Raw genomic sequence first — 25,585 nt, forward strand, 5'->3', positions numbered from 1 at the left:
CGCCCGGTTTCGACCGGGCGGCATTTGTCGTTTGGGCGTTGCAAATCCGCCAATTTTAGGCCGCCGGGGTGGGCTCTGGTAGAATACTGCGTTCAGCAGCACGGCAGTTGGCAGCTCCAGGATTCCAAACCTCCCGCACTTACTTACACCATGAACACTACGCTCCCGCACACCCAAATGGCTAACGCGATCCGCGCGCTGGCAATGGACGCCGTCCAGAAGGCCAATTCCGGCCACCCAGGCATGCCGATGGGCATGGCCGAGATCGCCGTTGCGCTGTGGAGTGGCCATTACAGCCACAACCCGGCCAACCCGAAATGGGCCAACCGCGACCGTTTCCTGTTGTCGAACGGCCACGGCTCGATGCTGCACTACGCGCTGCTGCACCTGAGCGGTTACGCGGTGACGATGGACGACATCAAGTCGTTCCGCCAGATGCACTCGAAAACCCCGGGCCACCCGGAAGTGGACGTCACGCCGGGCGTGGAAACGACCACCGGGCCGCTGGGCCAGGGCTTGGCCAACGCGGTCGGCATGGCGCTGTCCGAGTATCTGCTGGCGAGCGAATTCAACAAGCCGGGCTTCGAGGTCGTCGACCATTACACCTACGCCTTCGTCGGCGACGGCTGCCTGATGGAAGGCATCTCCCACGAAGTGTGCGCGCTGGCCGGCACCCTGGGCCTGAACAAGCTGATCGCGCTGTACGACGACAACGGCATCTCCATCGACGGCAAGGTCGAAGGCTGGTTCACCGACGACACCCCGGGCCGCTTCGAAGCGTACGGCTGGAACGTCATCCGCGCCGTCGACGGCCATGACGTGGGCGCCGTGTCGGCCGCGATCGCCGCCGCCAAGACGTCGGACAAGCCGACGCTGATCTGCTGCAAGACCATCATCGGCAAGGGGTCGCCGAACCTGCAGGGCGGCGACAAGGTCCACGGCGCCGCGCTGGGCGACAAGGAAATCGCCGCCGTGCGCGAACACCTGGTCTGGACGTCGGTGCCGTTCGAGATTCCGGCCGAGCTGTACACGGCGTGGGACGCGAAAGCGGCCGGCGCCAAGGTCGAGTCCGAATGGAACGCGAAGTTCGCCGAGTACACCGCCAAGTTCCCGGCCGAAGCGGCCGAACTGGTCCGCCGCATGAACGGCGAACTGCCGGCCGCCTTCGACGGCGCGCTGGCCGCCGCCATCGCCGCGTGCGTGGACAAGAAGGAAAACATCGCCACCCGCAAGGCCAGCCAGAACGCCATCCAGGCGCTGGCGCCGGTGCTGCCGGAATTCCTGGGCGGCTCGGCCGACCTGACCAGCTCGAACCTGACCAACTGGAAGGAATCGATCGCCGTCCGTTCGGGCAAGCCGGGCAACCACGTCAACTACGGCGTGCGCGAATTCGGCATGAGCGCGATCATGAACGGCATCACCTTGCACGGCGGTTTCATCCCGTTCGGCGCGACCTTCCTGACGTTCTCCGACTACAGCCGCAACGCGCTGCGCATGGCCGCGCTGATGAAGCTGCGTTCGATCTTCGTGTTCACCCACGATTCGATCGGCCTGGGCGAAGACGGCCCGACACACCAGTCGGTCGAGCACATCTCGTCGATGCGCCTGATCCCCAACCTGGACAACTGGCGTCCGTGCGACACCGTCGAATCGGCGGTGGCGTGGGGCGAGGCGGTCAAGCGCAAGAACGGTCCGTCGACCCTGATCTTCTCGCGCCAGAACCTGCCGTACCAAGAGCGCAGCGCCGAGCAGATCGCCGACGTCGCCCGTGGCGGCTACGTGCTGAGCGAAGCGGCCGACGCCAAAGTGACCCTGATCGCCACCGGTTCGGAAGTCGAGCTGGCCGTGGCCGCCGCCTCCGCGCTCAAGGCCGAGGGCATCGTCGCGCGCGTGGTGTCGATGCCGTCGACCGACGTGTTCGACCGCCAGGACGCCGCCTACAAGGCGGCCGTGTTGACCAAAGGCATACCGCGTGTGGCCATCGAAGCCGGCGTGACCGATTTCTGGTACAAATATGTCGGCCTGGAAGGCGCCGTGGTCGGCATCGACACCTTCGGCGAGTCGGCTCCGGCGGGCGTGCTGTTCAAGCATTTCGGCTTCACGGTGGAAAACGTCGTGGCGAAAGTCAAACTGGTCATTGCATAATCTATAATTGCAGACCGGACTACCTTATTTTTTTAATCAGGAGCAGAGTATGACGATCAAAGTTGCAATCAACGGCTACGGCCGTATCGGCCGCAATGTGTTGCGCGCTTTCTACGAAGGTGGCAAGAAGCAAGACATCCAGATCGTGGCGATCAACGACCTGGGCGACGCCAAGTCGAACGCCCACCTGACCCGCTACGACACCGCCCACGGCAAGTTCCCTGGCACGGTGGAAGTCGACGGCGACAACATGATCGTCAACGGCGACGTGATCCGCGTGTTCGCGCAGCGCAATCCGGCTGAAATCCCATGGGGCGACCTGGGCGTGGACGTGGTGCTCGAGTGCACCGGCTTCTTCACCACCAAAGAAAAGGCCTCGGCCCACCTGAAGGGCGGCGCCAAGAAAGTCATCATCTCGGCACCGGGCGGCAAGGACGTCGACGCCACCATCGTGTACGGCGTCAACCAGAACGTGCTGAAGTCGACCGACACCGTGATCTCGAACGCTTCGTGCACCACCAACTGCCTGGCCCCGTTGGTCAAGCCGCTGAACGACGCCATCGGCCTGGAAACCGGCCTGATGACCACCGTGCACGCCTACACCAACGACCAGGTGCTGTCGGACGTGATGCACGAAGACCTGCGCCGCGCCCGTTCGGCCACGATGAGCATGATCCCGACCAAGACCGGCGCCGCCGCCGCAGTCGGCCTGGTGCTGCCGGAACTGAACGGCAAGCTGGACGGCTTCGCGATCCGCGTGCCGACCATCAACGTTTCGCTGGTCGACCTGTCGTTCATCGCCAAGCGCGACACGACCGTGGAAGAAGTCAACGCGCTGATGAAGGCCGCCTCCGAAGGCGCGCTGAAGGAAGTGCTGACCTATCAGACCGAACCGCTGGTCTCGATCGACTTCAACCACAACCCGGCGTCGTCGAACTTCGACTCGACCCTGACCAAAGTGTCGGGCCGCCTGGTCAAAGTATCGTCGTGGTACGACAACGAGTGGGGCTTCTCGAACCGCATGCTGGACACCACCGTTGCGCTGATGACCGCGAAGTAATTCGATTCATCCAATAAAAAGCCCTCCCGGCGCGAGCCGGGAGGGCTTTTTTTATGGCGGCGACAGGGGCGTCAGTAGAACTTGTACTCCGCCGTCAGGCGCACCGAGCGGCGGCTGACGTCCTGGTTGTCCTGCGGGATCACGCCGCCCGCCGCGTTAAAGGCGCGCAAATCCACCGGCGGACGGTTGTTGGTGAGGTTGCGCACGAACAGCGACACCGTCAGGTCCTTGACGCCGGTATAGCTGAGGTTCCAGTCGAGCCTCTTGTAGGCCTTGATTTGGCACTCGTCGGCGCTCCATTTGCGCGCGGCGCACCCCGCCAGCGTGTAGGTGTCGTCGAAATAGTCGTCGTTGAGCGCGGTCTTGCTCTGGTAGGTCAGGCGCAGGCTGTTGCTGAAGTCGCCTGTTTTGAGCGCGGCGTTGAAGTTGGCCATGGTCTTCGAGTAGCCGTAGCGGCCCGCCAGGTTGTCGCCGTAGTCGTTCAGCGCCGAGCTGAAGTACTTCAGGTCCAGCAGGCGGGTCGCGTTGGCGCCCAGGTCCAGGCGGCCGATGCCGGTGTTGAAGCGCGTGTTGGCCGACAGGTCGACGCCGCTGGTCTTGGTGCGGGCGACGTTCAGGAACGAGCCCGTGGTCGAGACCAGGCGGCCGGCGGTCACGCCGTATTTGGCCTGCTCGGCGGCGGTGAAGGTCTTGTCGGCCGACAGCGGCTCGCGGTTGACGACGCCGGCGGGCTGGTCGGCTTCCGATGCCAGCAGCTCGTCGGTGCTCTTGTTGCCGATCTCGTCCTTTCGCTCGATCTTCCAGTAGTCCAGCGAGATGTTGGTGCCGTTGACCGGTTCGAGCACGAAGCCGACCGTGCCCATGTGGGTCGTTTCCGGTTTCAGGTTGGGGTTGTTGCGCACGATGCTGGGCACGCCGGCGGCGCACTCGCTGCCTTCGACGGTGTCGGCGCGGGCCAGCAGCAGCGCCTTGTTCGGATCGCTGGCCGGCAGCGCGGCCGACTGGTTGCGCAGGTCGCTGCCGAGCTCTTGGGCCTTGCCGCAGCGCTTGGGATCGGCCACGCTGGGGCTGAAGGCGAATTTGCTCGACTGCGCGCTTTCGGTCAGGTTGGGCGCGCGGAAGCCGGACTCGGCCGTGCCGCGGAACATCAGCGCCGACGTTGCTTTCCACGTCGCCGCCAGCTTCGGCGAGGCGTGTGCCTTGAAGCCGGGGAATTTGTCGACGCGGGCCGCGCCGGTGATGTCGACGGTGGACGTGACCGGTAGGTTGATCTCCGTGAACGCCGCCTCGGTGGTGCGCGAGGCGTCGGCGGTGGCCACGCCGTAGCCGACGACGTCGCCGGCCAGCAGGTTGGCGGTGGGGCTGATCCTGAAGCTCTCGCGCCGCACCTCGACGCCGGCGGCCATGCCGATGGCGCGCCCGCCGATCTTGCCCACTTCGCCGCTGATCTTGGCGTCGGCGAAGTACTGGGTGATCTTGCCGTCGTAGCCCTGGGCCGGGAACAAGGTGTTGAGCACCTCCGGCGAGTTGACCTGGCCGATCTTGTAGCCGTGGTTGAAGAAGTTCGGATCGAGCACGCTGCCGGTGTCGGGATCGAAGTTGTTGTAGTCGCCCACTTCCTTCTTGAAGCCGCTGTCGCTGAGCGAGCCGTAAGTGCGGTCCTTGGTCTTGCTGCCCATGACGCCGGCCGCCGTTTCCCAGTCATAGCTGTTCCACGTGCCTTTCAGGCCGCCCAGCACGCGGTACTGGTCGCTGTCGGTCTCGCGGTAGGCCGGCGCGTCGGCCCAGCGGTAGCGGAACTCGACGTCCTCGCCGGTGGTGTTGAGCGGATGGCTCGCCGGCAGGTATTGGTAGATGAAGCTGCGGCCGTTGCCGGTGGCCGGATCGCCCCAGATCGCGTTGGCGGTGGTCGAGCCGTAGGTGCCGAAGGCGTTGGTGTAGTTGGTCTTGGTGTGCGAGTAGAGCGCCTCGGCGAAGGCCTCGGTGCCGCCGCCCAGGTTCAGTTTGCCCGACAGCAGGCTGTTGACGCGGTCCGACTTCGGCACCGCCTCGAAGCGGCTGAAGCGGTCGTACACGCACAGGCCGGCGCTGTTGACGGTGGCGCAACCGGGCACGGCGCCCTGGCCGATCAGGTTGCCGGGGTAGGAGTAGGTCGAGGGCGCGCCGCGGTTGCCGAACATCAGGCCGCTATTTGGCGCGACGGCCGAGAATTTGTCGCCATAGGCGGGATTGATGTCGTCGACCACATCGCGCCAGATCACCTCGCCGCGCTTGAACACCTCGATGTTGGCCAGCACATTGAACTTGTCCTTGTCGAAATCGCCGAAGCCGGCGGTGATGCTGGCGGTCTTGGTCTTGAACTGCTGGTTCTTGAGCGACTGGTCGTAGCTGGCGCGCGCCTGCACGCCCTGGTAGTCGGAACGGGTGATGATGTTGATGACGCCGGCGACGGCGTCGGAGCCGTAGATCGAGGAGCCGCCGTTGCGCAGCACTTCGATGCGTTCGATGGCGTCGAGCGGCAGCGAATCGAGGTTGGTGAACACTTCGTTGTAGTCGGCCAGCGCGTACGGGGCGACGCGGCGCGAGTTCAGCAGCACCAGGGTCGACTGCTTGCCCAGGTTGCGCAGCGAGACGGCCGAGGCGCCGCCGGCGAAGGAGTTGGAGCCGCCGATGTCGGACAGCGCGCCGTTCGAGGCGGTCAGCGTTTCGAGCGCCTCCTTGACCGAGTTCACGCCGAGGCGGGCGATTTCTTCGCGGCGCATGATTTGCACCGGGGTCGAGGTTTCGGTATCGATACGTTTTAAGTTGGAACCGGTGATGATGACTTTTTCCAACGATTTCGCGTCGCCGTCCTGCGCCAGAACCACGTGGGACGAGGCCAGTGTCAGGGCGACCGCGACCACCCCCGCTTTCAATGCTATTTTTGCCATTCAAACTCCCGAGAATTATACTGTTCGGCCTGATTGCCGTATTTTCGATGCCGAAGGCGTCGCTTCGGCTCATTTAGTATAGTTGTCGGAATTCCCCAAATTTTCAGTACTGAACTAAAATACAACACTTTCTTCCTTACCGATGCGTAATGTTCGGCGGGGGCGGAACGTAAAAAAGCCTTCCCGGCGCGAACCGGGAAGGCTAGCTCTGAATGACTGTGACGGCGGATTACAAGGTCACGCGCAGGCCCAGGTAGTAGCGGCGGCCGATCGGATCGTAGGTCGAGGCGTCGGTTTCGGTGCCGGTGGTGCTGCCCGGCAGGCCGCTGATGATCGGCGGCGCCTTGGCGTCGAAGGCGTTGTTGATGCCCAGGTACAGCTGGATCGACTTTTTCAGGTCATAGGTGAACTGGAAGTCGTTGTAGGTGCGCGAACCGACGCCCACCGAACCCGGGGCGATTTCCAGACTCTTGAGGAACTGGTCGTCCAGCGCCACCGGGCCGTTGTAGGTCGCCGTCCAGGTCGCGCCCAGATTGCCCCACTTGTAGGCGGTGTTGAGCACGGCCTTGTTGCGCGGCGCGTTGATCTGGGTCGACGTGACCTCGCCGACGTCGTCGTTGCGGTCAGCATCCGGCGTGGCCTTGTTCCACAGTTCGCGCAGGCGGGTGTAGGCCAGCTGCGTGCTCAGGCGGCCCGGACCGACCTTGTCCGACCACGAGACCGTCATGTCGACGCCCTCGGTGCCCAAGCCGCCGCTGTTGGTGACGGCGGTGTCGCTCAGGTCGATCGAGCCGGCGCTGAGGTTGCCCACCCGTGCCGGACGGCGCGTGATGAATTTGCAGAACGCGGGGTTGCCCTGGTTATAGCACTGGGACAGCGCGTACTGGCGTTCGGTCGCCACGATGGCGTCGGCGATCTTGATCTTGAAGTAGTCGGCGGTGAACGTGAACTTGCTCAGCGCCGGGATCGAGCGCGGCGTGAACACCAGGCCAACGGTGCTCGAACGGCCTTTTTCCGCCTTCAGGTTGGGATTGCCGCTGTTGTAGCCGCTGATGCCTTGCTCGTCGGCCTGGGTCAGCGTGAAGACGCCGCCGTTGGCCGCGATATTGGCGGCCACGCCCGGCGCCGCGCGGCAGTTGATCGCCAGCGCCGAGGTTTGCGTCGCCGTCACGCCCGTGCAGGGATCGACCAGTCCGCTCGGGAAGTCTTGCGACGGCGCCTGGTACAGCTCGTTGATATTGGGCGCGCGGGTCGACAGGGCGCGGGTGCCGCGCAGTTTGAAGTCGGAGGTGACGGCCCATTCGGCGCCGGCGTTCCAGCTGTTGGTGCTGCCGACGGTCGAGTAGTCGCCATGGCGGAACGTGGCCAGCAGGCTCAGTTCCTTGGCGAACGGCAGGTCCTTGAGCACCGGAATGCGCGTCTCGGCGAACGCTTCGCGCACGTTGTACTTGCCGAAGGTCGGCGGAATCGCGTTGCCGGCGTTCTGGCCGGTCTGCGTCAACGGATCGGGCACCGAGCTCGACTCTTCGCTGCGCCATTCGAAGCCGGCCGCAAAGCCGATCTTACCGGCCGGCAGTTGCCACAAATCGCCGCTGATCGTGCCGCCCGCCAGTTTCTGCGTGACCGCCGTTTGCAGCGAGCCCGGCGCGGTGACGTACTTCAGCGCCGCTGGCGTGATCGTGTTGAAGCCGAAAATGTTGATCGGCACGCAGCCTTCGGCCACCGCGTTGGCGTCGGCGCACACCGGCGCGCCGCCGTTGGCGCCGGGAATGGCCTGGAGCGCGTTGCGCAGGTTCGGGACGTTGACCTGGCCGGCCGAGTTCTGCGATTCCTTGGTCTTGCCGTAGCTGACGTAGGTTTCGTAGTTCCATTCTTTGATCGTGCCCTTGACGCCGGTCGCCAGGCGGAAGGTGTCGCGGTCGACGCTCGACTGGCGCGGGCCGAATTCGGACAGGCGGCGCGTGAAGAAGTAGTCGGGGATGCCGTCGCCATCGGTGTCGCTGATGCGGTCGTACAAGTACTGCGGCACCAACGGATTTTTCACGAGCACGCCATTGACCATCGCGCCGGCCGGCGCTTGGCCGTTGGATTTGTAAACGTCGTCCGAGCCCAGCGGGAAGGACTCGATATTGGTCGATACCTTGGTTGCCGCGTAGGTGCCTTCGAAGAAGGCGCTGTGGTTTTCACTGAGGGCGCGGGTGCCGTTCAGCGCGAACAGGTAGCGCTCGGTCGGCACGGCGATGGCGCGCAGCGCCGAGCGGTTGTAGCCGGTGGCGCCGACGCCGTTGACGCCGTTGGTGCTCCACGGGATCACGTTGCCGTTGGCGTCGTAGGTGAAGTCTTCGGCGTCGCCATAGAAGTGGCCCTGCGGCGCGTAGCCCGAGTAGTTCGGTTTCCTCGGCACGAACGCCAGGTCGCCACGGCCCTTGACGATCGACGAGGTCTGGTCGATGGCCGAGGCGGCGCGGTTGCGGGAGTACACGGCGCCTTGCTTCGAGTAGCCGAAGTGGCCCATCAGGTTGCTGGCGCCGTCGGCGCTGGTGGTGCCGAAGGTCAGCGACACTTTGCGCTTGCTGTCGTCGCCTTCGCGGCTTTCACCGGTCTGGGCGTCGATCAGCAGACCCTCGAAGTTTTTCTTCAGGATGATGTTGACCACGCCGGCCACCGCGTCCGAACCGTAGGTCGCCGACGCGCCGCCGGTCAACAGCTCGACGCGTTCGATGAAGTCGGTCGGGATGGTGTTCAGGTCGACCGCGGTCTCGCCGGGCACGCCGGAGACGAAACGGCGTCCGTTGACCAGCACCAGGGTGCGGTCATCGCCCAGATTGCGCAGGTTGACGGTGGAGACGCCGCCGCCCGAGGTCAGGAAGTTGGAGTTGGTACGGCTCAGCGAAGGCGTACCCATGGTCGGGTTCTTTTGCAGTAGTTCCTGCAGGTTGACGGCGCCGGAGGCGGCGATGTCGGCCGAGCTCAGGATCTGCAGCGGGGACGGCGAATCGGCGTTCGGCGACGAGATGCGCGAACCGGTGATTTGCACTTTCTGGATCGGTTCCGATGCGGCTTCTTGTGCATGGGCGGCTTGCATGCCTAACGCCAGACCGGTGACGCAGATCATGCGCACCGAACGGGATAGTGTTGTCTCTTTCATCATTTGCAACTCCCTGAGTATTTTGTATGGTCTATGCCAATTGTCGAAACAATATTTTTTCGACCAGCCACTGTACTCAGTCGTTGTTGTCGCTGTAAACACAAACAGACAATAGAATCAAAAAACCAACAATATCATAATGCTAGTGACACCGCACCGTTGTGGTGCGGCCACAAACCCCTCATAACGGTTGACTTTGGCAAACATCCTTACAGCGATACGCGCAGTCCCACATAAAAACGGCGGCCGATGGCGTCGTAGGTCGAGGCATCGGTTTCGGTGCCGGTCTGGTTGCCGGGCAGGCCGCTGATGATGGGCGGCGGATTGGCGTTGAACAGATTGTCGATGCCCAGGTAGAACTGCACCGACTTGCGCACGTCATAGGTGAACTGGACATCGTTATAAGTGCGCGAGCCGACGCCGACCATGCCCGGCGCGATGCTCAGGCTTTTGAGGAACTGGTCGTCCAGCGACACCGGTCCGGTGTAGGTGGTGGTCCAGTTGGCGCCGTAGGGTCCCCATTTGTAGGCCAGGCCCAGGGTTGCGCGGTTGCGCGGCGCGTTGACGTTGTTGGCCGTGACCTCGGCGACATCGTGGTTTTTGTCGGCGTCCGGCGTCGCCTGCTGCCACAGCTCGCGCAGCCAGGTGTGGGCCAGGCGCGCGCTCAGATTGCCCGGTCCCACCCGGCCTGCCCACGAGGCGGTCAGGTCTATGCCTTCGGTGCCGAAACCGCCGCTGTTGGTGGCCGCGATGTCGCTGTAGCGGATCGAGCCGGCGCTGTTGTTGCCGACGGCGGCGGGGCGGCGCGTGATGAAGGAGCAAAACGCCGGATTGTTCAGGTTGTAACACTGGTCCAGCGCGTATTGACGGTCGGTCGAGACGATGGCGTCGGCGATCTTGATCTTGAAGTAGTCGAGCGTGAACACCGTCCGGCTCAGCAGCGGAATCGAGCGCGGCGTGACGACCAGGCCGACCGTGGTCGAGCGGCCGGTCTCGGCCTCCAGGTTGGGATTGCCCCGGTTGTAGCCGCTGATGCCTTGCTGGTCGGCCTGGTTTAACGTGAAGATGCCGCCATTTGCGGCCATGTTGGCGGCAACTCCGGGGGCGTTGCGGCAATTGACAGCCAGCGGGCTGGTGCCGGCGGAGGACACGCCCTCGCACGGATCGACCAATCCGGTGGGGAAATCCTGGCTGGGCGCCTGGTACAGCTCGTTGATGTTGGGGGCCCGGGTCGATTGCGCCCGGGTCGCCCGCAGCTTGAGGTCCGGCGTCACCGTCCACTCCAGGCCGGCGTTCCAGCTGTTGGTGGCGCCTACGGTCGAATAATCGCCGTGGCGGAAGGTGGCCAGCGCGCTGAGCTCGCGCACCCAGTGGCGTTCCTTGAGCAAGGGCACGCGCGTCTCGACAAACACCTCGCGCACCGTGAACTGGCCGAAAGTGGGCGGCGTGGCGTTGCCGGCGTTCAGGCCGGACTGGGTCAGCGGATCGGGAATGGCGCTCGATTCCTCCGAGCGCCACTCGAAGCCGGCGGCGATGCCGATGCGGCCGGCCGCCAGGCCCGGCACTTCGCCGGTGACGGAGCCGCCGACCATGCGCTGGGTGATGGTGGTGAGCAGCGAGCCGGGCGCCGTCACATACTTGAGCGCCGCGGGGGTGATGCTGTTGTAGCCGAACAGGTTGATCGGCACGCAGCCTTCCTGGCGGGCGTTGACGTCGCGGCACATGGGCGTGCCATCGACGTCCGGTATCGCCTCCAGCGCGTTGCGCAAACTCATGACATTGACCTGGCCGGTGGAGCTTTGGGCTTCCTTGGTCTTGCCGTAGGTCAGATAGGTTTCGTAGTTCCAGTCCCGCACAGTGCCCTTGAGCCCGGTGGACAGGCGGAAGGTGTCCCGGTCCGCATTGGACCGGCGCGGGCCGAATTCCGACAACCTGCGGGTGAAGAAATAGTCGGGCACGCCGTCGCCGTCGGTGTCGCTGACGCGGTCGTACAAGTATTGCGGCACCAGCGGGTTGCGCACCAGCGCCCCGTTGACCAGCGAGGCGGCGGGCACCTGGCCGTTGGCCTTGTAGACATCGTCCGACCCCAGCGCGAACGGTTCGATATTGCTGTTGACGGTGGTGGACGCGTAGGTGCCCTCGAAAAAGGCGCTGTGGTCGGGATTGAAGGCCCAGTTGCCGTTGGTGGCGAACAGATAACGCTCTATCGGCACGGCGATCAGCCGGTATTCGGAGCGGTTGAAACCGGTGGCGCCGGCGCCGGTGCCGGGCGCGCCATTTTGATTCCAAGGGATAATGTTGTTATTCGCATCATAGGTGAAATCCTCGGTGTCGCCGAAGAACTGGCCTTGCGGCGCGTAGCCGGAGAAGTTGGGGCGGCGGGTGACGAAGGCCAGATCGGGACGGTTCTGTGTGATCCGCGAGAACTGGTCGACGGCCGAGCGTTCGCGGTCGCGCGAGTACACCGGGTCCTGTTTCGAGTAGCCGAAATGGCCCATCAGGTTACTGGCGCCGTCGCTGCTGGTGATACCGAAAGTTAATCCGAGTTTCTTGCGGAAATCGTCGCCTTCTTCGCTGCGGCCCACCAGCGAGTCGAGCAGCACACCGTTAAAATTTTTCTTCAAGATAATATTCACCACGCCGGCCACGGCGTCCGAGCCGTAGGTCGCGGATGCGCCTCCCGTTAATAATTCGACCCGCTCGATGAAATCCGTTGGAATAGTGTTGAGGTCGACAGCGCTATCGCCGGGGACGCCGGAAACAAAACGGCGTCCATTAACCAATACCAATGTTCGTGAATCGCCGAGATTCCGCAAATTAATCGTTGTGACCCCGGCACTCGATGTCAGGAAATTGGAATTGGTTCTGCTGACGGTGGGCGTTCCCATGGTCGGGTTTTTCTGAAGTAACTCCTGCAGATTGGTCGCGCCGGAGGCCGCGATATCGGCCGAGCTTAATATTTGCAATGGCGACGGCGATTCGGCGGCGGGCGAGGCGATACGGGAACCGGTAATCAGCACTTTCTGCATCGGTTCAGCAGATTGCTGAGCATCGGCGATGGTCGCGCCGAATATCAAACCGCCGGCGCAGATCATGCGGACCGAACGGGCGAGTAATCTTTCTCTTGTCATTATCCGACTCCTTTTTGATTATATGGGTAGGTCCAAACGGATGTCACCATCAGGTAGACAGAAGAGGTAGCCGAAGAGTTCCCGCGCCACGCAAGCTCGTTTTTGGCTTTTACATGCCAATTTCCAGCATGATTAACGGCGGGAATGCCCATTGGAACAAAAAAAAGACGAAAAAAAGCCGGGACGCGTCCCGGCGGTGGCCAATCGGGGGCTGGTCTCCCCGTGTTTATTTCTGTGGCTTATTTATAAATACCGGAGCCAACAAGCATGTCATCGACCTTTTCCACATAGCCGGCCTTGGATTCAACCGCCTTGGTCACGGGATTGGGCCATTTGAAATCGACCCAGCCGCTGCCCTTGGTCTTGGCCAGTTCCACCATTTCCTTGATCATCGGCTTGCCCTCATTATCCTTGAGCCCGATTAAAGGTTTGCCCACCATCTTGGGATTATTACCGTGGGCTAAAGCGACGCCATTCAAATCATAAACGTAGACATATAAATCGCGGTCATGGAAATTGGCGTTGGCCGGATCGGAAATGGCGACAAAGGCTTTTTCCTTGCCGTCCGATTTAATCAGCGCGACCGCCCGTTTGACCATGGCGACGGCTTCTTCCTTGCTTCCTTTGTCGGCGGCAATAGCGGTCGTGGACATCGCCAGCAGGCTGAATGCCACTGCGCCCAATAATGTTTTCATGTCAATTCTCCAGGTTAAGTGAGACAGCAGCGTGGCGCGGATTCGAGGTTGCGCTCTCATTATTCTGACTGTACATAGTACTTCACTTAATCCAGAGTCACGTTGTTACTCGGCAACGTTTTCTCCAAAGATCAGGTGCCATAGGGATAACACGTGGGGAACGTGGGCGGCCATCAATGCCGGGTCGACCCGGGCCAGATCCTGGCCCTGCAGACGCAGCTGGTGCTGCAGCTTGCGTAACTGCCGGTAGGCGTCGCCGACCTTGGCGGCCAGGTCGGCGGGGATCAAGCCGAGCTCGCCAAACATCTTCAGCAAGGTGATATTGCCAATATTGATAGTCAGTTCGGGATAGGTCGAGGCGTGTTGCAGCACCAGGTACTGGACGATGAATTCGATGTCGATCATGCCGCCCGGGTCCTGTTTCAGGTCGAACAGCTGGCTGTTGTTCGGCTTGGCGTCCACCATCCGCTTGCGCATGGCCACCACTTCGCTGCGCAGCGGGCCGTCCGCCGGACGCTCCTTGCGCAGCACCACCTCGCGGATCTGCTCGAAGCGTTCGCCGATGGCGGCGTCGCCGGCGCAGAAGCGCGCGCGCGTCAGCGCCTGGTGCTCCCACACCCAGGCGGCGCCGTTCTGGTACTTCTCGAACGAGGCCACGCTCGACACCATCATGCCGCTGGCGCCGTCCGGGCGCAGCGCCGTGTCGATGTCGAACAGCGTGCCGGCCGGGGTTTGTGATGTCATCCAGGTAATAAAACGCTGCGCCAGCTTGGCGTACTGGGCCGGGGCGTCCTGGTCCGTGTCGTCGTACAGGAAGATCACGTCCAGGTCGGAGACGTAGCCCAGTTCCTTGCCGCCCAGCTTGCCATAGGCGATGACGGCGAATTGCGGCACTTCGCGGTGGCGGGTGGCGATGGTCTGCCAGATCGCCTTGATGGCGGCCTCGACAATCTTGTCGGCCAGCGCCGACAGGTGGTCGGCCAGCTTTTCCACCGTCAGGTCGCCGGCCAGGTCCTGCGCCAGCAGGTGGAACAGCTGGGCGTGGTGGATTTCGCGCAGGATGTCCATCTGGCGCTCGGTGTCGCCCGGCGCGGCGGCCAGCTGCGATTCCAGTTCCTGCGCCAGGATGGCGGGGTCGAACATGGCGTTGCGCACGCGGTCGTCCAGCAGTTCGTCGAGCAGGATGGGGTGCAGGCTGAGGAATTGCGCGGCCCAGCCGCTGGCGTGCACCATGCGGATCACCCGCGCCAGCGTGTGCGGATACTCGGTCAGCAGCGACAGGTAGGCCGAGCGGCGCGCCACCGCCTCGAGGAAGTCGAGCAGGCGGCCCAGGGTGGCCAGCTGGTTGCCGCCGCTCGACTCGGCCGAGCACTGGATAATCAAGGGCAGCGCCGCGTTGACCAGGGCCAGCAGCCGGTTGCGGCTGGCCTCCGGCAAGGATTGCAGGCGCGGCGCCTGCCAGGTGGCGACCAGGCGCTTGGTCGCCACCTCGGGGGCGTCGAAGCCGAGTTCGGCGAAGCGGGCGATCATGGCGTCGCGGTTGTCGGGATCGGCGCATTCGTTGCTCGACTGCGGATTGATGTCGTTGTCGCCGCCGCTGGTCTTGTCCGAGAACATTTCGTCGAATTGCCCGGCGACGAAGTGGCGGTGCGCCTCCAACTGGGTGAGCAAGGTGGCCGCGTCGGGCAGGCCCATCATCCGCGCCACCAGCAACTGGTCGGCCTCGTTGGCCGGCAGGGTGTGGGTTTGAGCGTCGTCCAGATATTGCAGGCGGTGTTCCAGATTGCGCAGGAAGGTGTAGGAAGCCAGCAGTTGATAGACGATGGCGTGGCTTAGCAGGCCTTTTTCAGCGATGATGCGCAAGGTGGTGCGGGTCGAACGGTCGCGCAGCGCGGCGTCGCGGCCGCCCCGTATCAGCTGGAACACTTGCGCCAGGAATTCGATTTCGCGGATGCCGCCCCGGCCCAGCTTGACGTTGTTGCTGCGGTCCGGGTGCAGCCGCTCCTGACGGTTGACCTCGGCGCGGATCTGCGCGTGCATGTTGCGGATGGCGTCGATGACGCCGAAGTCCAGGTAGCGGCGGAACACGAAGGGGCGCACGATGGCGTCCAGCGCGGCGATCTCCTCGGGTTTGCCGGTGACGGCGCGCGCCTTGACCCAGGCGTAGCGCTCCCATTCGCGGCCCTGGACGATCAGATATTGCTCCACCATATTGAAGCTGGCGGCCAGCGGACCGGAGCCGCCGTTGGGCCGCAAGGCCATATCAACGCGGAACGTGTAGCTATCTTCCGTGATCTCCGCGATGGCCGCGATCAGCTTCTTGCCCAGGCGGATGAAAAACTCGTGGTTGGACAGGCTGCGCTGGCCCGGCGCCACGACCACGGTGTCGCCGTCCTCCGGATAGACGAAGATCAGGTCGATGTCGGACGACACGTTGAGCTCGCGGCCGCCCTGTTTGCCCATCGCCAGCACGATCAACTCCTGCGGCTGGCCGGATTCGCGCCCGGTCGGGGTGCCGTGGGCGGCGGTCATCTCGGCGGCGAGTTCGCGCAGATGCTGCTGGATGGCGAAATCGGCCAAGCGGGTCATGGTCTCCACCACCTCGGCCAGATTGGCCCGGCCCTCCAGGTCGCGTCGGATCAGCCCGCACACCAGCAGGTTGCGCAACCGGCGCATGGCGCGCTGCAGCGGCAGGGGCGGGGCGCCCGCCGGCACGGCGGCCGCCTCCCTGGCCAGATACGCGTCCAGGTCGATCTGGGCCAGCGAAACCTGGGTGATTTCATCGGCTTTGGCGGCGCGGTCGGGCGCGGCGGCCAGCCAGCGTTGATAGAAGCGGGAGGCCGACGGGGTGACAAGCGGTGTGACTGTGGAGGTGACGGCGGTTGCGTTCATTGGCTGCGATTGTCCCGATACGAATAAGTTGGCCCCCGCCGGACACGTAAAACCGGCGCAACCAGGGCTAACAGGCGCTATGTTAGCGGTGCGATGCGGTAGAATGCGCAGGCTGGGAGCTTGAAAAAACCGAGTGTAGCGATTTTATTTGACGCATGGCCTGATTTATTAGCTTATTGATGCAAAAACAAGAAGAGGAGAGCGTGACAGACGAGGGGCCGTTGGCCGCCCGCTGGCATCGGCTTCGTGCGGCCTACCGCTTCTGCAATGTGGCCACCCACCATGTGCTGGGGTTCTCGGTCAAGCTGGTGTTGCTGCTGTATTTCGCCTTCACCATCCTGTTCCTGGTGCTGCGCTACGCGGTGCTGCCGAATATCGACCACTACAAGGGCGATATCGAGCGCGCCGCAAGCCGCGCGGCCGGCAACCCGGTCACGATTTCCCGCATTTACGCTTCCTGGAACGGCTTGCGCCCCAGCCTGTACCTGGGCGACGTGGTGCTGCACGACGGCCAGGGACGCCAGGCGCTGGCGCTGCCCGGCGTGTCGGCCACCTTGTCGTGGTGGACCGTGCTGGCCGGCGGCCCCCGTTTCGAATCGCTGGTGCTGACCCGTCCCGACCTTGACCTGCGACGCGAAGCCGACGGCCGCCTGTACGCGGCCGGCATGTATCTCGACCCCGACAAACCGAGCGACGGCAAGGCCGCCGACTGGCTGCTGTCGCAGCGCGAGATCGTCATCCGCGAGGGCCGCGTGCGCTGGACCGACAAGCAGCGCGCGGCGCCAACGCTGGCGCTGGAGGGCGTCACCGTCGTGCTGCGCAACAAGTGGCTGCGCCACCAGTTCGCGCTCAAGGCCACGCCGCCGGCCGCGCTGGCCGCGCCGCTCGACGTGCGCGCCGACTTCACCCATCCAGCTTTCGCCAGCCGCGTGTCCAATGTCTCGATGTGGAAGGGCGAGCTGTACGCCGACATCCGCGACACCGACGTCGCCGCCTGGAAAGCCTGGATCGACTTCCCGTTCGTGCTGACCCGGGGCGGCGGCTCGCTGCGCACTTGGCTCGGTTTCGACCAGTCGCGCCTGACCGCCGTGACCGCCGATGTCGGCCTGCGCGACGTCTCGGCGGTGCTGGGCAAAGATTTGCCGCTGCTCGACCTGCGCGAACTGACCGGCCGCATCGCCGCCCGCGAAGACAGTCCGCCGTTGGCGTCGCCGGTCGCCAAGGGCGCGGCAGGGCAAAAGTTCGGCGAGCGCGGCCACAGCATCGAGCTGACCAATCTGACCCTGACCACCAGCGACGGCCTGGTGATGGCGCCGACCTCGCTGTCGGAAACCTTTGTCGCGGCCACCGCCTCCAGGCCGCAAAAATTCCAGTTGCGCGCGCCGCAGCTGGACCTGCGCACGGTGGCCGGCCTGGCCGAGCGCCTGCCGCTGACCGCCGGCCGGCGCAAGCTGCTGGCCGACGCCGCCCCGCGCGGCCTGCTGCGCAATTTTTCGGCCGAATGGACCGGCGCCTTCCCGGCGGTGCAGTCGTACCGGGTCAAGGGCGACCTGGTGGGCGTGGGACTGCAGCCGCAGCCGCCGCGTCCGGCGCAGCCGAAGACGGGCAAGACGCCGGCCACCGCCGCCGTGCCCGGCGTTCCCGGTTTCGACAACCTGACCGGCGCGATCGACGCCACCGACAAGGGCGGCCGCTTCAGCCTGGATTCGCAGCAGTTGGTATTGCAGATGCCGGACCAGTTCAGCGACGCGGCCATGCCGTTCGACAGCCTGAACCTGAAGGCGCGCTGGTCGTTCGAGCCGGACAACCAATTGCTGCTGCAGATCGACGAGATGGCCTTCGTACAGCAGGGGCTGAGCGGCACCTTGAGCGGCACGCACACGATGCCGCTGGCCGGCAAGGGCATGGGCAAGGCCGATCTGACCGGCACCCTGAACAACTTCGAACTCAACCGCATCGACCGGTACCTGCCGATGCAGACGCCGCACGACCTGCGCGCCTGGCTGACCGGCGCGCTCGAAGGCGGCGTCGCCAGCGACGTCAGCGTGCGCCTGCGCGGCGACCTGGCGCATTTCCCCTTCCACGGCGAGCACGCTTCGCAAGGCGAGTTCCGCGTCGCCGGCAAGCTGACCGAGGGCAAGCTGAATTATTCGCCGAATCATTATCTGCAAGACGGCAAGGTGCTGGGCAAGGACGGCAAGCCGCTGCCGCTGTGGCCGCAGGCCGAGCACATCAAGGGCAGCTTCGTGTTCGACCGCGCCCGCATGGAAATCCACGGCGACACGGCCACCACCGGCGGCGCCGCGCTGACCAGGGTCAAGGCGGTGATTCCCGATCTGACCATCCACGATTCGATGCTGGAGATCGACGGCAACGCCGCCGCGACTATGCAGGAATTCCTCAAATATGTCGCCAACAGCCCGGTATTGGGCTGGATCTCGCACTTCACCGAGGACACCCAGGCCAGCGGCAACGCCACCCTGGCGCTCAAACTGCAATTGCCGCTGTCGCACATGATCGACGCCAAGGTGCAGGGCGCCTTGCAGCTCAATAACAACGACATCACCCTGATGAACGATTTGCCGCCGGTGCAGGCGGCGCAGGGCAAGATCGAATTCAACGAGCACGGCGTCAACCTGAACCAGGTGTCGGGCATCTTCCTGGACGGGCCGATTTCGATCACCGGCGGCAGCCAGCGCGACAACGCCATCGTCATCAAGCTGGGCGGCATGCTGACGGCCGACGGTTTCCGCAAGACCTACACGATGCCGGTGATGCAGCGCCTCGGCAGCCATTTCTCCGGCGCCACGCGCTACAACGGCACGGTGACGGTGCGCGACCACCAGCTGACGGTCGCGGTCGATTCGAACCTGGCCGGGCTGGGGCTGGACTTGCCGGCGCCGCTCAACAAGGCGGCGCCGGACGCGATGCCGCTGCGCTTCCTGCTGACCAGCGGGCTGACGCCGGACGCCAACAACGCGCTGCACGACGAAATCCGCATCGCCTTGGGCACCAGCATCGCGGCGCGCTACCAGCGCCAGAAGATCGCCAAGACTCCGTGGAAACTGGTGCGCGGCGGCATCGGCGTCAACACCCCCGCGCCGGAACCCGACAGCGGCCTGGCGGTCAACATCAGCCTGCCGGCATTGAACGTCGATTCCTGGCTGGACTTCGGCAACGCCGTGGCCGGCCAGCATGAGCCATCGGGCGCGGAGGGCGGGGCCCCGGCCGACGCCACCGACTTCGCCCAATACGTGGTGCCGGACACCATCGCCGCCCGCAGCAGCGAACTGGTCATCGGCGACCGCAAGCTGGAGAACGTCGTCGTCGGCGTCAGCCGCCAGAAAACGGTGTGGCAGGCCAGCATCGATTCCACGCAGGCCAACGGCTACCTGACCTGGAGCGAACCGTCCACCGGCCACGGCCTGGGCAAGGTGACGGCGCGCCTGTCGTCGCTGGTGATCCCGGCGTCGGCGTCGAATGAGGTGCAGGACCTGCTGTCGGACGGCAAGAGCGCGGCCGCGTCCATCCCGGCGCTCGATGTGGTGGTCGAACGCCTCGAACTGTTCAACAAACCGCTGGGACAACTGGAGCTACAGGCCAGCAACGCGCAATTGCCGAGCGAGAAGGCGCGCGAATGGCGCATCAACAAGCTGTCGTTGACCAACGCCGACGGCGAGCTGACCGGCACCGGCAAATGGGTCACGCGCGAGGGGGCGCACAACACCAGCCTCCACTTCAAGCTGGACATCGCCGACGCCGGAAAATTGCTGGACCGCTTCGGCTTCGTCGGCACGCTCAGGAACGGCAAGGGCTCGCTCGGCGGCGACATCGCCTGGAAGGGCTTGCCGTATTCGCTGGACCTGCCGAGCCTGGAAGGCCAGATCACGATGAACGTGGAAAAAGGCCAGTTCCTCAAGCAGGACCCGGGCGCGGCCAAACTGCTGGGTGTGCTGAGCCTGCAAGCCTTGCCGCGCCTGCTCAAACTCGATTTCCACGACGTCTTCTCCGAGGGCCTGGCGTTCGACGGCATCACCGCCAATGCCAGCATCCATCAAGGCATCGCCAAGACCGACAACTTGAAAATGCACGGCGTGGCCGCTACGGTGTTGATGGACGGAACCGCCGACATCGCCAACGAGACCGCCAACCTGCACGTGGTCGTCATTCCCGAGGTCAACCTGGGCACGGCGCCGCTGGTCTACGCGCTGGCCGTCAACCCGGTCATCGGCCTCGGCAGCTTCCTCGCCCAGCTTTTCCTCAGCGCACCGGTGATGCGGGCGCTGACCTATCATATGCAGGTGACGGGGCCGTGGAAGGCGCCCGTGGTCACCAAGCTCGACGGGGCCAGGGCGGAGCCGCCGCAGGCCGCCAAGGGCGCGCATTAACTCTCCGTTCATCCACGATTGGAACCGCCATGACTAAAGTCGCCGCAGTACAAATGATTTCCTCGCCGTCCGTGACGGAGAACATCGCCACCGCGCGCCGGCTGGTGACGCAGGCCGCCGACGGCGGCGCCACCCTGGTGCTGCTGCCCGAGTACTGGGCCATCATGGGCCTGAGCGACAGCGACAAGGTGGCCGTGGCCGAGCCGCTGGGGCAGGGGCCGATCCAGGACTTCATGTCCTCGCTGGCGCGCGAACTGGAGATCTGGCTGATCGGCGGCACCTTGCCGCTGGCGTCCGACGATCCGGAAAAAGTCGTCAACACCACCCTGGTCTACAACGCCCGGGGCGAGCACGTCGGCCGCTACGACAAGATCCACCTGTTCGGCTTCACCAAGGGCACGGAGTCGTACAACGAATCGAAAACCATCGTGCCGGGCAAGAACGTCGGCGTGGTCGAGGCGCCGTTCGGCAAGGTCGGCATGTCGGTCTGCTACGACCTGCGCTTCCCCGAGCTGTACCGCGCGATGGGACCGGTCTCGCTGATCGTCGTGCCGGCCGCGTTCACCTACACCACCGGCCAGGCCCACTGGGAAATCCTGCTGCGCGCGCGCGCCATCGAAAACCAGTGCTATGTGCTGGCGGCGGCGCAGGGCGGCACGCATCCGAACGGCCGCCGCACCTGGGGCCACAGCATGCTGATCGACCCGTGGGGCGCGGTCAAGGACGTGCTGGCCGAGGGCGAGGGCGTGGTCAAGGGCGACATCGATCCACTGTTCATCGAAGGCGTGCGCCAGAGCCTGCCCGCGCTGAAGCACCGCACCATGTGAACCCCATACAATTGCGCAATAATTCGAACCGGAGCACCATCATGAAGCCTTTTGAACCCAACCTGTCCACCCTGGCCGTCGCGCGCGATATCCTGCTGACGCCGTTCGGACTGGACGAGGCCAAGCTGCTCAAGACGCTGGGCGCGATGTTCACGCACAAGGTCGACTATGCCGACCTGTATTTCCAGTTCACCAAGAACGAGGGCTGGAGCCTGGAGGAGGGCATCGTCAAGACCGGCAGCTTCTCGATCGACCAGGGCGTCGGCGTGCGCGCCATTTCCGGCGACAAGACCGCCTTCGCCTACTCCGACGAGATTTCCGAAGCGGCGCTGATGGACGCGGCCACCGCGACCCGCACCATCGCCCGCGCCGGCGCCGGCAAGATCAAGGTGGCCGGCGCGATGACGCCGACCGGTGGCCGCTCGCTGTACATGCCCAACGATCCGCTGGCTTCGCTGGACGCGACCGCCAAGGTCAAGCTGCTCGAGCGCATCGAGAAGATGGCGCGCGCCAAGGACCCGCGCGTGGTGCAGGTCATGGCGGGCCTGGCCGGCGAATACGACGTGGTGCTGGTGGTGCGCAGCGACGGCGTGCTGGCGGCCGACATCCGTCCGCTGGTGCGGGTGTCGCTGACGGTCATCGTCGAGCAGAACGGCCGGCGCGAGATGGGTTCGTCTGGTGGGGGCGGGCGCTACGATTACGCTTACTTCAGCGACACCTTGCTGGACTTCTACGCCACCGAGGCGGTCAAGTCGGCGGTCGTCAACCTGGACGCGCGTCCGGCGCCGGCCGGCCCGATGACGGTCGTGCTGGGGCCGGGCTGGCCCGGCATCCTGCTGCACGAGGCCATCGGCCACGGCCTTGAGGGCGACTTCAACCGCAAGGGTTCGTCGACCTTCTCCGGCCGCATCGGCGAGCGCGTCGCCGCCAAGGGCGTGACGGTGGTGGACGACGGCACCCTGGCCGATCGCCGCGGTTCGCTGAACATCGACGACGAAGGCAATCCGACCCAGTGCACCACGCTGATCGAGGACGGCATCCTGAAAGGCTACATCCAGGACACGATGAACGCGCGCCTGATGAAGATGCCTGTGACGGGCAACGCGCGGCGCGAATCGTTCGCGCACCTGCCGATGCCGCGCATGACCAACACCTACATGCTGGGCGGCGACAAGGACCCCGGGGAAATCCTGGCGTCGGTCAAGAACGGTTTGTACGCGGTCAATTTCGGCGGCGGCCAGGTCGACATCACCAACGGCAAGTTCGTGTTCTCGGCCAGCGAGGCGTATATGGTGGAGAACGGCAAGATCACGTATCCGGTCAAGGGCGCGACCCTGATCGGCAACGGCCCGGAGGTGTTGAACCGGGTCTCGATGATCGGCAACGACATGCGGCTGGACCCGGGTGTGGGCGTGTGCGGCAAGGAAGGCCAGAGCGTGCCGGTCGGCGTGGGCCAGCCGACCTTGCGCATCGACGGCGTCACGGTGGGCGGCACCGCGTAGTAAGAATCAAGAGAGCCCGGGCCGGCCAGGCCGGCCCGGGACATCACGTAGGGCGGATGACATCATCCGCCAAAGCCAACGGCCCGACGCCGCAGGCCCGGCTTAAAACCGTACTTAGAATTTATACGTGGCCTTCACATAAAACGTCCGCCCCAACGGATCGGTGTAACGCGGATCGTAACCACTCTGGAACGTCGTCCCCTGGTTGGTATAAGGCGGATTGGTATCGAACAGATTCTTGATCCCCACCGTCAAATCCGTATTCCTGATGCCCGCATAACTGGCCGACAGCGAATACGTCGAATACGCGCGCACCTTGTGATAATAAGCCTCCGCCACATCGTTCTGATCGACATAGCCGCTCATATACTTGTTGGCGAAGCTCGCGCTCCACGGACCCTTCTTCCAGTTGATCGCCGCATTGTGCTTCCAGCGGAACACCGGTGAATTCTCCGCATACACGCCGACGTTTTCAACATACGCGCCGCCCGGCTCGTTCTGATATTCGTAGCTGTGCACCCAGGTGCCGTCGATCACGAAGCTGAAATCGCCGGCCGCCGTGCGCGGCAGTTTCCAGCGCAGGCTGGCGTCGATGCCCGAGGTGTGCACCTCGCCCAGGTTGTCCAGCACCGCGTTCACATACTGCAAGGTCTTGCCGTCGGCCGAGTACACGAAGTAGCTGGCGTACTTGTCGTAGTTGTCGAAGATGGTGGTTTCCGACACCGTGCCGATCTTGTCCTTGATCTTGATATTGAAATAGTCGAGCGACATGCTGACGGCGTTGGTCGGTTCGAACACCGCGCCGATGCTGAAGGTCTTCGACTTTTCCGGCTTCAGGTCGATGTTGCCGCCGCTGCGGATGTACTGCTGCTGGTTGCACGCCAGATTCGGATTGGCGCCCGACACAGCCGTGCCGCCCGGGCACAGCACCGGATCGTCATACGAATTGCTGGTGAAGGTCGACGTGGCCGGGCCGTGCAGGTCGTACAGGGTAGGCGCGCGGAAGCCGGTGTTGTACGAGGTGCGCAGCATCAGTTGCTTGACCGGCTGCCAGCGCAGGCCGATCTTCGGATTGAAGCTGCCGCCGACGTCGTTGTAGTGGTCGTAGCGCGCGGCCATCGACAGCTCGACGTCCTTGGCCAGCGGTACGCTCAGCTCCGAGTACAGCGCGGCGATGTTGCGCTGGCCGGCCTGGTCCTGGGCATCGGCGTAGCCCGAGCTCGACGCCTGCGAGGCCAGCTCGGTGTTGACATCGTAGGTGGCCTTGTCGTGGCGGAACTCGGTGCCGATGGCGAAACCGACCGCGCCCGCCGGCAGGCGGAAGATTTCCCGGCTGACCTTGGCGTCGACGCCGGCGCTGGTCATCTTGGCCGACAGGTATTCGCCGCGCAACTGCGCCGCGTCGATGTAAGCCTGGCCCTCGGCCGATTGCTCGCCGAACGGATTCAGCACGCCGCTGAGCACGCCCGCCTGCATCAGCGAGTCGTTGGTGTAGCCGCCGATGAAGGCGCTGCTGGCCTTGCTGACGGCCCAGGTCAGGCCGACGTTGTAGTCCCAGCCGGCCACCAGGCCTTCCGAGCCGAGCACCAGGCGGTCGGAGATGCTGGTGTCGTAGCCCATGCGGTTGCCGGCCGCGACGGTGCGCCAGTTGACGCTGAGGTCCTCGCCGGTCAGGCCGGCGACGGCCGGCACGCCGGCGCTGCCGCCCGGGTAGTAGGGGCTGGCCGAGGTCAAGGTCAGGCCCGTCAGCGGCGATGGCGCGATGGCGCTGGTGTTGGTGCTGCGGCTGTGCAGGTATTCCACCGTGGCGAGGTTGTCGCCGCCCAGCTTGAAGGTGGCCTTGCCGAGGAAGGATTCCTGCTGCGTCTTCGGAATCGCCTGGATGTATTGGGTGGTGTCGGTGCGGCAGGTGCCGTTGGCGGCGTTGGCAATTAAGCCTTTGCCGACGCAGCCGCCGGCGTAGTACGGATTGCCGGTGATGCTGTTGTCGGAGAAGAAGTTGCCGGGCTGCGAGGTGCCGCTGCTGTTGTTGACGCCGCGGTCGGGACGCACGCTGGTGCTGGCGAAGTCGCGGTCGGCGGCGGCCAATGCGGTCTGCTTGTGGAGGTCGACCACGCCGAAGAAGTTGTAGCCGTCCTTGTTGAGGTCGCCGAAGCCGCCCGACAGGTTCAGGCGCGATTCGCCGCCGGCGCCGCCGGCCTGCGGCTGGAAGCGCTCGACGCTGACGGTCAGGCCTTGCACTTCGCGCTTGGTGATGAAGTTGATCACGCCGCCGATGGCGTCGGTGCCGTAGATGGCCGAGGCGCCGTCGCGCAACACTTCGACCCGTTCCAGCGCCGACAGCGGAATGATGTTGAGGTCGACGCTGGAGCCGTTGAACGGGTGGCTGGCGATGCGGCGCCCGTTCAGCAGTACCAGGGTCTTGTTGGCGCCCAGGCCGCGCAGGTCGGCGCTGGCGACGCCGCCGGTGCCGGAGCCGACCGACTGGCTGCTGCCGGTCGAGCTCTGGTTCATCGAAATGGTGTTCAGCACTTCGGCCGCCGTCGTCAGGCCCTGCTTGACGAAGTCGCTGGCCTTGATGGTGGTGATCGGCAGCGCCGTTTCCGAGGCCAGGCGCTTGATGCTGGAACCGGTCACTTCGACGCGCTGGATGCCGGCGTCGTCGCCGTCGGATTGGATTTGCGCGTGGGCTTGCGTGGACACCGCAAGGCCGCCGGCGAACATCAGGCGCAGCGTTCGGGACATCGCTCTTTCAATGATCATTATTATTTACTCCTGCTATTGGGATGGGTGGGTTTTCATCTGCGGCCCTGTCCGGGCTCTTGGCACGGGCGGGGCGAGCCATCAAAACATTGGGCGTGGCAAGC

At 64.5% G+C, this 25,585-nt stretch carries 11 protein-coding genes; 5 read left to right on the forward strand and 6 right to left on the reverse strand.

Annotated features, from left to right (window positions below):
• Positions 1-177: 177 nt before the first annotated feature.
• Together tkt and gap are read left to right on the forward strand one after the other, a co-directional pair.
• Positions 178-2,145, forward strand: coding sequence for a transketolase (gene tkt, locus AC07P1_RS12470; protein ID WP_494696110.1), 1,968 nt, complete (start codon positions 178-180; stop codon positions 2,143-2,145).
• Positions 2,146-2,194: 49 nt separating this feature from the next.
• Positions 2,195-3,205: a type I glyceraldehyde-3-phosphate dehydrogenase gene (gene gap / locus AC07P1_RS12475; protein WP_315223063.1), complete on the forward strand. Its 1,011-nt coding sequence runs from the start codon at positions 2,195-2,197 to the stop codon at positions 3,203-3,205.
• A 71-nt stretch (positions 3,206-3,276) separates the two neighbouring features.
• Here gap and AC07P1_RS12480 read toward each other — a convergent pair whose 3' ends face one another.
• From AC07P1_RS12480 to glnE, 5 genes are all read right to left on the reverse strand, one after another.
• On the reverse strand, positions 3,277-6,135 hold the full coding sequence (locus tag AC07P1_RS12480) for a TonB-dependent receptor plug domain-containing protein (RefSeq protein WP_494696111.1): 2,859 nt from the start codon (positions 6,133-6,135) through the stop codon (positions 3,277-3,279).
• Positions 6,136-6,364: 229 nt separating this feature from the next.
• Positions 6,365-9,286 (reverse strand): TonB-dependent receptor plug domain-containing protein, encoded by a 2,922-nt coding sequence (locus AC07P1_RS12485; RefSeq protein ID WP_494696112.1) that lies wholly within the window; start codon positions 9,284-9,286, stop codon positions 6,365-6,367.
• A gap of 206 nt (positions 9,287-9,492) precedes the next feature.
• The gene (locus tag AC07P1_RS12490; RefSeq protein WP_494696113.1) at positions 9,493-12,414 is read right to left on the reverse strand and encodes a TonB-dependent receptor domain-containing protein; all 2,922 of its coding nucleotides are present in this window, start codon (positions 12,412-12,414) and stop codon (positions 9,493-9,495) included.
• 239 nt (positions 12,415-12,653) lie between these two features.
• On the reverse strand, positions 12,654-13,109 hold the full coding sequence (locus tag AC07P1_RS12495) for a cache domain-containing protein (protein WP_494696114.1): 456 nt from the start codon (positions 13,107-13,109) through the stop codon (positions 12,654-12,656).
• A 105-nt stretch (positions 13,110-13,214) separates the two neighbouring features.
• On the reverse strand, positions 13,215-16,001 hold the full coding sequence (glnE, locus tag AC07P1_RS12500; protein WP_494696115.1) for a bifunctional [glutamate--ammonia ligase]-adenylyl-L-tyrosine phosphorylase/[glutamate--ammonia-ligase] adenylyltransferase: 2,787 nt from the start codon (positions 15,999-16,001) through the stop codon (positions 13,215-13,217).
• 179 nt (positions 16,002-16,180) lie between these two features.
• Between glnE and AC07P1_RS12505 the strand changes: the two genes are divergently transcribed.
• Genes AC07P1_RS12505 through tldD form a run of 3 tightly spaced genes read left to right on the forward strand, consistent with a single transcriptional unit; the run spans position 16,181 to position 22,718 of the window.
• Positions 16,181-20,389 (forward strand): YhdP family protein, encoded by a 4,209-nt coding sequence (locus AC07P1_RS12505; protein WP_494696116.1) that lies wholly within the window; start codon positions 16,181-16,183, stop codon positions 20,387-20,389.
• 29 nt (positions 20,390-20,418) lie between these two features.
• Positions 20,419-21,216, forward strand: a complete 798-nt coding sequence (locus AC07P1_RS12510) for a carbon-nitrogen hydrolase family protein (RefSeq protein WP_494696117.1) — start codon at positions 20,419-20,421, stop codon at positions 21,214-21,216.
• A gap of 41 nt (positions 21,217-21,257) precedes the next feature.
• Positions 21,258-22,718, forward strand: a complete 1,461-nt coding sequence (gene tldD / locus AC07P1_RS12515) for a metalloprotease TldD (RefSeq protein WP_494696118.1) — start codon at positions 21,258-21,260, stop codon at positions 22,716-22,718.
• Between the two features lie 114 nt (positions 22,719-22,832).
• Here tldD and AC07P1_RS12520 read toward each other — a convergent pair whose 3' ends face one another.
• Positions 22,833-25,463, reverse strand: a complete 2,631-nt coding sequence (locus AC07P1_RS12520; protein ID WP_494696119.1) for a TonB-dependent receptor — start codon at positions 25,461-25,463, stop codon at positions 22,833-22,835.
• Positions 25,464-25,585 lie beyond the last annotated feature (122 nt).

It is taken from the genome of Duganella sp. GW821-FHT07F09 (assembly GCF_059418705.1).